Genomic DNA, 8,961 nt, shown 5'->3' with positions numbered 1-8,961 from the left:
GGTGGCGGTATGCGGTGAAATGGCGGGTGATCCTGCTTTGACGCGGTTGTTGCTGGGCCTGGGCCTGCGCGAGTTTTCCATGGACTCGCAGCGCTTGCTTGAGGTCAAACGCGAAATCCGCAATGCCCATACTCAGGCTTTGCGTGTGCAGGTGGCGGCGGTGTTGAACCGCGCGGCCACGATAGACCTGGAAGCCTTGCGCCAGAACCATGTCTCGGTCAGCGCGAGGACGCGCAAGTAAAACTGCGGCTGCCATGGCCTGCTGAAATGATCCGCTGCAATGCTCTGCTGCAATGCTCTGCTGCTATGGCCTGGCATTCAGCGGATCATTGCGTTGATTCCCTGCGCGTATTTCATCCGCTGATGGCCTGAGGGCCTGATAGGCCTGGCCTGGCCCACTCATTGCGGTTTATTGCGGCTTATTGCTGTTTATGGCCCTTGTTGCCCCTTGCTGCCCCTTGCCGGCCCTTGCTGGCCCTTGCTGCCGCATGCGTTTGCATGAAGGCCGAGGGCGCTTGTCCCGTCTGCCGGCGAAACATGGTTGAAAACGCGCTGGGGCTGTCATACCCGAGGTCCATGGCGATCGCTGTGACCGAGGCATCGGCGCGGGCAAGACGGGTGAGGGCGGCCAGCAGGCAGGCTTGCTGGCGCCATTGTCCGAAGGACATGCCAGTTTGCTGCCGGAAGTGGCGGGTGAAAGAGCGCGGGCTTTTATGCAAATGCGCGGCCCAGTCTTCGGGCAGGCTGCGCAGGCTGGGGTGGCGCAGAAAGGTTTTGCAGAGCTGCGCCAGCGCCGGATCCGCGGGCATGGGGGCAAACAGCGGCATGGTTTCCGCTTGCCGGACTTCATGCAGCAGCAGCTGTACCAGCGCGCCATCCCGGCCGGCTTCGTCATACAGGGCGGGCAGGTCGGCGGAGGCAAGCAGCAATTGGTGCAGCAGAGGCGTTACCACCAGCACTTCGCAGCGCGGTGAATGGCGCGGCGCGGCGTCGGGGGCAATATACAGGCTGCGGGTGCTGACCCCTTGCATGCGCACCTGGTGCGGCTGACCGGCTGGAATCCAGACGCCGCTATAGGGCGGAATGACCCAGGCGCCGTCTGCCGTTTCCACTTCCATCAGGCCCGTCATGCCGTAGAGCAATTGCGCGCGCCGGTGCGCATGCGTGCGCAGCAAAGTGCCTGGCGGATAGTCGGTACCGATGGCCAGGACTGCGCGAGGCGTGGCATCCACATGGTTCAAGGGAATATTGCGCACGGGCAGATCTCAGTTTGGCTGAAATAAAAGGATTATTGACTGAACATCGAATGTCAGCCAACTCTTGCGAGACTATGCTGGGCTCTTCATAGGCTGTTTGGCAGGTTGCGCAATGATTTACCTGATTCTATTGATTTTTGGTGTGCTGGCAGGCTGCACCACTGTCTTGTTCGGATTTGGCGGCGGGTTCGTGGCCGTGCCTGTGCTGTATTCGGTGCTGCTGGCCGCTGCGGGGCCGGACAGCCCGGTTGGGCAGTCAGCCATGCATATTGCCGTGGCGACATCGACGTGCGCCATGATTTTTGGCGCGTCCCTGGCGACATTGCGGCATCGCCGGGCGGGTACCCTGCAATGGGCGCATGTACGGCCCTTGATGGGCTATATCGCGGCGGGGGCTGCCCTGGGCGCGGTGGCTGCCACCCGTCTGGAAGGCGCCTGGCTGCGCTGGGCATTTGTGGCGTATCTGGGGCTGACCATTCTTGATTGTCTGCTGCGCGCCGGGTTTCGGGACACAAACGTGGCAGGTGCGGCGGCAGGGGCGGGAGAGGCGGCAGAGGCGGGAGCAGCAGGAAAGGCAGGCATGAGACCGATGGGCGGCCTGCAAACCGCCAGTGCTGGGCTGGGGATAGGCGCGGTGGCGGCTTTGCTCGGGGTTGGCGGCAGCGTGATGACCGTGCCGCTGATGCGCCGGCGCGGCGCGAGCATGACGGCAGCAACGGCCATGGCCAACCCTTTGTCACTGCCGATGGCGGTGGCGGGCACCGCCATGTATATCCTGGCGGCCTGGCAGGATGGCGCTGCCCTGGGCGGCGCCTATGCCGGTTATGTGGATTTGCGCGCCTGCGCCGCTTTGGTGCTGGGCTCCTGGGCGGGCATTCGTCTGGCTGCGCCCTGGATAGGCCGCATCTCTGACCGGGCGCATGCGAATGCGTTCATTGCATTGCTATGCCTGGTGCTGGGGGTCATGCTGCTCTCCTGAACGCCTGCCGTCAGCCGTTTTGGGAGGCGTTGTGGGAGGCGTTTTGAAGGGTGCTTGAGGAGCCGTTTGAGGAGCCGTTTGATAGGGGCGTGCCGGTTTCCATGGCCTTGATGATTTGATACAGCGTTGCGTTGACTGGCGTTGGCACGCCATAGCGCTGCCCCAGCGCGATAATCGTGCCGGCAAAAAGATCCACTTCGGTGGGGCGGCCGGCTTCGATATCCTGCAGCATGGAGGTTTTGGCCGTCGGGGTCAGGGAGTCCATGATGTTCAGGAAGTTCTGGATGTCCTCAGGGCCCAGGCCGATGCCGGCGCAGCGCGATAAGGCGACCACTTCTTCGGCTGCCGCAATCATCAGCGCCCGGGCATGGGCATTGACCTGGAAGGTGCCATAGGGCGCGCGCAACACGGCCGAGGCCTGATTGATGCCGGCATTCACCATGAATTTGGCCCAGTGGGCGCGCATCATATTGTCAGGCACCACACAGGGGATGCCGGCGCGCTGAAACAGCGCGGCGATGGCATCGACCCGGGCGGAGCGGCAGGTATTGTCTTGCTCACCGAAGACGATGCGGCCGATGTCATGGTAGGTCACGGCATTGCCGTCACGCACCGCGTCCATATAGACATTGGCGTACAGCATGTGCGACGCGCCGATGACGGCGCCTATCTGTTCTTCGCTGCTGATGCCATTCATGAGCGAGACCACACAGGTGTTCGGGCCGACAAAGCCGCGCAAGTCTTCGATGGCTTGCGGCAACTGGCCGGCTTTGACGGCGACGAAGAGCAGATCGGCAGGCGCGGCTGGCTGGCCGGGCTCCAGAAAACTGAAATCGTAGCGTTTGCCGTTCACAGTGGCGGGCTGGGTACGCAGGGCCGCCATGCGCCGGGCGGATGCAATGACCTTGACCAGGCCCGCATCAAGGTCGTGCAGGCGTGCGGCATATTTCAGGCCGATGGCGCCCAGGCCGATGAAATACACGCGGTGAATGGGGAAGGTCGTGGCGGAATGGGTCATCGGGAGCATTGGCGAGCTGGGGCTGGGGCAGGGGCAGGGAGGCAGGGCTGCCGTCATGCGCTGCGGCGTGAGCCGCCGGGTGGCGCCCTGGCTTCTGCGGGAAGGAAATGCGTGATGATATCCTGCCCGCAGGTATGGCGCGCCGCGGCAGGCCGGAAACCTGACCTGCTGCGGCGCGGCAGCGGGAGCTGCCGGGGGGCTTACTTTGGGCTTACTGGGGCTTACTTGCGGTAGGCCGATTCGCCGTGCGTGGCGATATCCAGGCCGGCGCGCTCGTCTTCCTCGGAGACGCGGAAGCTGCCGCACAAGGTTTTGGCTGCATAGTAGGCGATGAAGGCAGCGATACCGGACCAGACGATGGTCAGCAGCACGCCTTCCACCTGGGTCCAGATTTGCGCCGGGATTTCCGCGCTGGTGATGCCGGGGCCGCCCAGGGCTTGCGCATTGAAAATGCCGGTCAGAATGGCGCCGATGATGCCGCCGATACCGTGAATGCAGAACACGTCCAGGGCGTCGTCTATGCGCAGCCAATGCTTGACATAGGTGACCGACCAGGCGCAGGCGACCCCGGCGATGAGGCCGATGATCAGGGCGCCCACCGGGCCGACCAGGCCGGCTGCTGGCGTGATGCCGACCAGGCCGGCAATGGCGCCCGACGCGGCCCCCAGCAATGAGGAACGGCCCTTGAGCAGCTTCTCCATGACCGACCAGGCGAGTACCGCGATGGCGGTGGCAATCAGGGTGTTCATGAAGGCCAGCACGGCAGTGTTATTGGCGGCCAGGGCGGAACCGGCATTGAAACCGAACCAGCCCACCCACAAGACGGCGGCGCCGATATAGGTCATGGGCAGGTTATGCGGCTGCAGGGCTTCCTTGCCGTAGCCCAGGCGCTTGCCCACCAGGGCGGCAGCCGTCAGCGCGGCGATGCCGGAATTGATGTGCACCACGGTGCCCCCGGCGAAATCCAGCGCGCCTGCGGCGAACAGCAGCCCGGGAACATCGCCGCCGTACCAGACCATATGCGCAATCGGTACATAGGCCAGCGTGAACCAGACGAAGGTAAAGACCAGCACGGCGGAGAAACGGGCGCGTTCGGCAAAACCGCCGATGATCAGCGCGCAGGTGATGCCGGCAAATGTCGCCTGAAAGGCAGCGAACAGCAGTTCGGGGATGCTGCCTGACTCCGCGAAGCTGTCAGGGGCGTTGAACAGGCCAGTGAGGAACAGCTTCGAAAAACCGCCGAAAAAGGCGTTGCCATCAGTGAAGGCCAGCGAGTAGCCGTACACAAACCAGAGCACGACGGCGAGGCAAAACACCGAGGTGGTTTGCATCAGGACGGACAGCACGTTCTTGGCGCGCACCATGCCGCCATAGAACAGCGCCAGGCCGGGAACCACCATCATCAGCACAAGCAGGGTCGAGACGCTCAACCAGGCGATGTCTGCGTTTTCCATGATCAGTTTCCTTTATGCGTGAGGGGTGGGGGCTCAGAGCGCGGCTTCGCCGGATTCGCCCGTGCGGATGCGGATGGCTTGTTCGACGGGCAGGACAAACAGCTTGCCGTCGCCGATCTTGCCGGTATAGGCGGCGCCTTCAATGGCTTCCAGCGTGCTCTCCAGCAAGGCATCGGGCACGACGGCCTCAATGCGGAGCTTGGGCAGGAAGTCCACGGCGTATTCGGCCCCCCGGTACAGCTCCGTATGGCCTTTCTGGCGGCCGAAGCCATTGACTTCGCTGACGGTCATGCCTTGCACGCCGGCGGTGGACAGGGCAATGCGCACCTCGTCCAGCTTGAATGGCTTGATGATGGCAATGATGAGTTTCATGTTGGCTCCTTGCGAGGTTGGGGCAGTCCTGAATCACCCAAAGCAAGATGCGTGCCAGGCGGCAAGAAGGCGGACGGGATGGCGGGATGGGCGGGCGCGTGCAGAGGGAGCGCACGCTTTGCCAAGATGAAAAGAGCGGGCTGGCAGAGGGCATGGCGCGGGCGCTGCGCCGGGCAAGGACGCGCAGCCCTGCACGCAGGCAGTGCGCGCGGCGGGGCAGGACGGCCGGTTTGCACCGGAATGGTGCGGGCCGGGGCGAGGAAGCGCAGTGCAATTCCGGCAAGTGGCTTACACTTCCGGCATTGGATTTTTTTCCTGGAACCAGCATGAACCGCACTGATTTTCTTGCAGACCTGCAGCAAAAATTCTCCGATCTGATGGCACGGACCCCGGCGGCCGATATCGAGCGCAATGCCAAGGCTTTTTTGAGCCAGGCCTTCAGCCGGGTGGATCTGATCACCCGCGAGGAGTTCGATATTCAGGCAGACTTGCTGGCCGCCACGCGTTCGCGGGTGCGCGAACTGGAAGCGCGCCTGGAAGCGCTGGAAAGCCGGATCGCCACCTTGGAGCAGCCGGCGGCAGGCACGCAGGACTGAATGTCCCTGGGGCTGGCCGAGCCTGGCCAGCCGCCCGGCAGGCGGCCCGGGCGCTTGAGTGCGATGGCGCGGAGGCGGCGCCTGGCGCAGGCGTGATCTTTTCAGCACGCTTGCGCTATTCGGCGGGCAGGTGAGGGGCCATACTCCTGGCATGTTGATGCATGGGAGGGGGCATGTCTCTGGCCGTACTGGGAAGTTGTGCGCTGGCGGGGCTGGAAGCGCCCGCTGTGCGCGTGGAAGTCCATCTGGCGCCTGGCCTGCCTGCGTTCCAGATCGTCGGCTTGCCGGATGCTGAAGTGCGGGAAAGCCGCGAACGCGTGCGCGCCGCGCTGCAAAGCAGCGGCTACGAATTTCCTGCCGGACGGCTGACGGCCAACCTTTCCCCGGCCGATTTGCCCAAGGAATCCGGCCGTTTCGATTTGCCGATTGCGCTTGGTGTGCTGCTGGCTTCCGGCCAGCTGCAACTGGCGGATGGCGCGGCAGGGCAGGCGGCACTGGCAAAAGATATCTTCGCAGGTGAATTGTCGCTGAGCGGCATGCTGGTGCCGGTTGCGGGCGCGTTAGGCATGGCGCTGGCTGCTGCCGATGCTGGCGCCAGGCTCTACCTGCCTTTGCAAAGCGCGCGCCTGGCGGCAAACGTGCCAGGCCTGGATGTCATCGGCGCGCCCAGCCTGCAGGCCCTGGCGGGGCATCTTGAGCGGCGCGAAGCCTTGCCGGGCGTACCACCGCTGCCGCTGGCGCCCGCGGCGCCGGCGCCGTGTCTGTCCGATGTCAGGGGGCAGGCCAGCGCCCGGCGTGCGCTGGAGGTCGCGGCGGCAGGGGATCACGGCTTATTGATGCTGGGCCCGCCGGGCACAGGCAAGAGCATGCTGGCGCAGCGCTTGCCCGGGCTGTTGCCGCCGCTGGCGCAGCGCCAGGCCCTGGAAGCCGCAGCCCTGGCGGGTTTGCTGCGCCAGCGCCCCGCATTGACAGAGTCGCCGCCGTTTCGCGCGCCCCATCATTCTGTCTCCACGGCGGCGCTGGTGGGCGGCGGCAGCCGGCCCAAGCCGGGTGAAATCACGCTGGCGCATCATGGCGTTCTGTTTCTTGATGAGCTGCCGGAGTTCAGCCGGGCGGCGCTGGAAGCGCTGCGCGAGCCCCTGGAAACGGGTGTGGTCGCGATTGCCCGCGCGGCGGGCAGGGTGGTCTATCCGGCGCGTTTCCAAATGATTGCGGCGATGAATCCTTGCCCTTGCGGCTGGTTCGGTCACCCGGTGCGGGCGTGTCGCTGCAGTCCGGAAGCGCGGGAGCGCTATCGGGCGCGTTTGTCCGGCCCTTTGCTGGACCGCATAGATTTGCAGCTGGAATTGTCGGCACCGGAATCGGCATGGCTGGATTTGCCGCCCGGAGAACCCAGCGAATCTGTGCGGCAGCGTGTGGCAAGCGCAAGGTCATGCCAGCAAGCGCGGCAGGGTTGCAGCAATGCGCATTTGGCGCCGGCCCGGCTGCGTCAGGTCTGCGGCCTGGAACCGGCGGCGCAGCGCCTGCTCGATGATGCCATGCTGCGCCTGGGGTGGTCGGCCAGGGCTGCGCATCGTGTCATGAGCGTGGCGCGCACGATTGCCGATCTGGATGATGCTGCGCAGGTTCAGGCCCCGCATGTGGCGCAGGCCGTGCAATACCGGCGGCCGCTGGGGTAGCATGACGCTCTTTCCTATGAACCTGACGCAAAAAAGGGGCGCCGCGTGCTGTATATCGTTCGTTTCTATGACAATCCGGCCATGGCGCATGTGCGTCAGGCGCAGATGGAGCCGCACCTGGAATGGCTCAAGGCCAATCATGATCTGGTGCGCATCGGCGGCGCGTTGCGTGAGCAGGAAGACGGGCCTTCAGTCGGGGCGCTGTGGATACTGGAAGCGCCTGACCGCGCGACTGCCGAACGGCTATTGCGTGAAGACCCCTTCTGGATTCATGGTTTGCGCGAGCGCTACGAGTTGTATTCCTGGCATAAAGGCATCCCCGACCAGGTGCTGATTTAACTGGTTGGGGCCGTTCGCAGGCGTGGCGGCGGCTGCCGGCGGCCTGATGCCCAGGGCATTGTGGTGTGATGGCTAAGGTATTAAATCCAAACGCCAAAACCAAAAAAGCGATATAATCGAAAGCTTTCCTGGGTCTGCCGTGGGCGTTATGCCTGTGGTGATCTGGAATCAAGGGCTGTTTGCAGTCGCCCTGGCCGGGGTCTAGCGTCCGTGCCGGTGGTTCAGGAATAGCTCATTTTAGTGATGTCGGGTTTTCAAGTCTGTCTTCGTCCGCTTGTCGGCAAGAGAGCGCCCGCCGTCTCGTTTTTCAAACTGCAGGAATTTTCATGCCTAAGATGAAAACCAAGAAAAGCGCTGCAAAGCGCTTTGTGGTTCGCGGCAGCGGATCCATCAAGCGGGGCCAGGCTTTCAAACGCCACATCCTCACCAAGAAGACGACCAAGAACAAGCGCCAGCTGCGCGGCTCTACCGCCGTTCACAGCGCTGACGTGGCATCGGTGAAAGCCATGCTGCCTTTCGCCTGATAGGAGAGATAAGAGATGCCTCGCGTAAAACGTGGTGTAACGGCACGCGCCCGTCACAAAAAAGTTCTGAAGGCTGCCAAGGGCTACCGCGGTCGCCGCGGTAATGTCTTCCGGATCGCCAAGCAGGCGGTCATGAAGGCCGGGCAATATGCCTACCGTGACCGTCGTGCCAAGAAGCGCACTTTCCGCGCCCTGTGGATCACCCGTATCAACGCCGCTGTGCGTGAGCATGGCGTGACCTACAGCGCCTTCATCGCTGGCCTGAAGAAGGCCTCGATCGACCTGGACCGCAAGGTGCTGGCTGATCTGGCAGTGCGTGACAAGGCTGGCTTTGCTGCTGTGGTACAACAAGCCAAGGCAGCGCTGGCTGCCTGATAGCACGGTGCAGCTGATGTAGTGGCAAACGGGGCCGTAGTGGTCCCGTTTGTGTTTTGACGGCTGCCTGCCTCAGTGCGGACGGCCGCTGCTTAATTAATTAACAAGTCGGGGAGCATTGCTCCCGTTGGATATCGCCTCGCTAGACCTCGCGCAGACGCGCGGAGATTGTGCTCAGGCACGTGTTCAAAGGTTCATTTCCATGACGACGATGGTCGAAGACCTGATTGCCCAGGCGCGTGAATTGTTCGCGCAGGCCGCCGACGCGGCAGCGCTGGAAAACGCCAAGGCCCGTTTCCTAGGCAAACAGGGCGCCCTGACGGCGCAGATGAAGGCTCTGGCGCAGTTGGCGCCTGAGGAAAAGCGCGA

11 protein-coding genes and 1 pseudogene are annotated in these 8,961 nt (G+C 63.7%); 8 read left to right on the top strand and 4 right to left on the bottom strand.

Translation table 11 applies throughout. The features are described 5' to 3' along the window. On the top strand, nt 1-241 hold a 241-nt coding region (locus ACTJGZ_RS13725), incomplete at its 5' end, for a putative PEP-binding protein (protein ID WP_441663473.1). A 178-nt stretch (nt 242-419) separates the two neighbouring features. Here ACTJGZ_RS13725 and ACTJGZ_RS13720 read toward each other — a convergent pair. Next, nucleotides 420-1,256, bottom strand: coding sequence for an AraC family transcriptional regulator (locus tag ACTJGZ_RS13720; RefSeq protein ID WP_441663472.1), 837 nt, complete (start codon nt 1,254-1,256; stop codon nt 420-422). A gap of 112 nt (nt 1,257-1,368) precedes the next feature. Here ACTJGZ_RS13720 and ACTJGZ_RS13715 point away from each other — a divergent pair, with 112 nt between their 5' ends. After that, nucleotides 1,369-2,235, top strand: coding sequence for a sulfite exporter TauE/SafE family protein (locus ACTJGZ_RS13715; protein ID WP_441663471.1), 867 nt, complete (start codon nt 1,369-1,371; stop codon nt 2,233-2,235). A gap of 10 nt (nt 2,236-2,245) precedes the next feature. On the opposite strand, the gene ACTJGZ_RS13710 is transcribed toward ACTJGZ_RS13715, so the two are convergent. The 3 genes from ACTJGZ_RS13710 to ACTJGZ_RS13700 form a co-directional block, all read right to left on the bottom strand. Then, entirely contained in the window at nt 2,246-3,253 is a 1,008-nt protein-coding gene (locus ACTJGZ_RS13710; RefSeq protein ID WP_441663470.1) for a ketopantoate reductase family protein, read from the bottom strand. Between the two features lie 221 nt (nt 3,254-3,474). Further along, complete coding sequence (locus ACTJGZ_RS13705; RefSeq protein WP_441663469.1) at nt 3,475-4,707, bottom strand: ammonium transporter; 1,233 nt, start codon at nt 4,705-4,707, stop codon at nt 3,475-3,477. 33 nt (nt 4,708-4,740) lie between these two features. After that, nucleotides 4,741-5,079 carry a P-II family nitrogen regulator gene (locus ACTJGZ_RS13700; RefSeq protein ID WP_441663468.1) on the bottom strand — a complete coding sequence of 113 codons (339 nt, stop codon included), beginning with the start codon at nt 5,077-5,079 and terminating at the stop codon, nt 4,741-4,743. Between the two features lie 326 nt (nt 5,080-5,405). Between ACTJGZ_RS13700 and ACTJGZ_RS13695 the strand changes: the two genes are divergently transcribed. The 6 genes and pseudogenes from ACTJGZ_RS13695 to ACTJGZ_RS13670 form a co-directional block, all read left to right on the top strand. Next, entirely contained in the window at nt 5,406-5,675 is a 270-nt protein-coding gene (locus ACTJGZ_RS13695) for an accessory factor UbiK family protein (protein WP_441663467.1), read from the top strand. A 173-nt stretch (nt 5,676-5,848) separates the two neighbouring features. Further along, on the top strand, nt 5,849-7,354 hold the full coding sequence (locus tag ACTJGZ_RS13690) for a YifB family Mg chelatase-like AAA ATPase (RefSeq protein ID WP_441663466.1): 1,506 nt from the start codon (nt 5,849-5,851) through the stop codon (nt 7,352-7,354). Nucleotides 7,355-7,399: 45 nt separating this feature from the next. Further along, nucleotides 7,400-7,693, top strand: a complete 294-nt coding sequence (locus ACTJGZ_RS13685) for a YciI family protein (protein ID WP_441663465.1) — start codon at nt 7,400-7,402, stop codon at nt 7,691-7,693. Between the two features lie 326 nt (nt 7,694-8,019). Continuing rightward, on the top strand, nt 8,020-8,217 hold the full coding sequence (gene rpmI, locus ACTJGZ_RS13680) for a 50S ribosomal protein L35 (protein ID WP_068368252.1): 198 nt from the start codon (nt 8,020-8,022) through the stop codon (nt 8,215-8,217). A 15-nt stretch (nt 8,218-8,232) separates the two neighbouring features. Continuing rightward, nucleotides 8,233-8,592 carry a 50S ribosomal protein L20 gene (gene rplT, locus ACTJGZ_RS13675; protein ID WP_068368248.1) on the top strand — a complete coding sequence of 120 codons (360 nt, stop codon included), beginning with the start codon at nt 8,233-8,235 and terminating at the stop codon, nt 8,590-8,592. Between the two features lie 202 nt (nt 8,593-8,794). After that, nucleotides 8,795-8,961 (top strand): annotated as a pseudogene (locus ACTJGZ_RS13670) (phenylalanine--tRNA ligase subunit alpha); the annotation flags it as partial.

It is taken from the genome of Kerstersia sp., assembly GCF_052103615.1.
Taxonomy (GTDB): domain Bacteria; phylum Pseudomonadota; class Gammaproteobacteria; order Burkholderiales; family Burkholderiaceae_B; genus Kerstersia.
The sequence above is the reverse complement of the archived record's forward strand: the minus strand, read 5'-3'. Positions and strand labels throughout refer to the sequence as shown.

Excerpts from the sequence above, each read along its gene's own strand:
- ACTJGZ_RS13715 (WP_441663471.1), top strand. The coding sequence starts at position 1,369 with ATGATTTACCTGATTCTATTGATTTTTGGTGTGCTGGCAGGCTGCACC.
- ACTJGZ_RS13710 (WP_441663470.1), bottom strand. The coding sequence starts at position 3,253 with ATGACCCATTCCGCCACGACCTTCCCCATTCACCGCGTGTATTTCATC.
- ACTJGZ_RS13705 (WP_441663469.1), bottom strand. The coding sequence starts at position 4,707 with ATGGAAAACGCAGACATCGCCTGGTTGAGCGTCTCGACCCTGCTTGTG.
- ACTJGZ_RS13700 (WP_441663468.1), bottom strand. The coding sequence starts at position 5,079 with ATGAAACTCATCATTGCCATCATCAAGCCATTCAAGCTGGACGAGGTG.
- ACTJGZ_RS13695 (WP_441663467.1), top strand. The coding sequence starts at position 5,406 with ATGAACCGCACTGATTTTCTTGCAGACCTGCAGCAAAAATTCTCCGAT.
- ACTJGZ_RS13690 (WP_441663466.1), top strand. The coding sequence starts at position 5,849 with ATGTCTCTGGCCGTACTGGGAAGTTGTGCGCTGGCGGGGCTGGAAGCG.
- rpmI (WP_068368252.1), top strand. The coding sequence starts at position 8,020 with ATGCCTAAGATGAAAACCAAGAAAAGCGCTGCAAAGCGCTTTGTGGTT.
- rplT (WP_068368248.1), top strand. The coding sequence starts at position 8,233 with ATGCCTCGCGTAAAACGTGGTGTAACGGCACGCGCCCGTCACAAAAAA.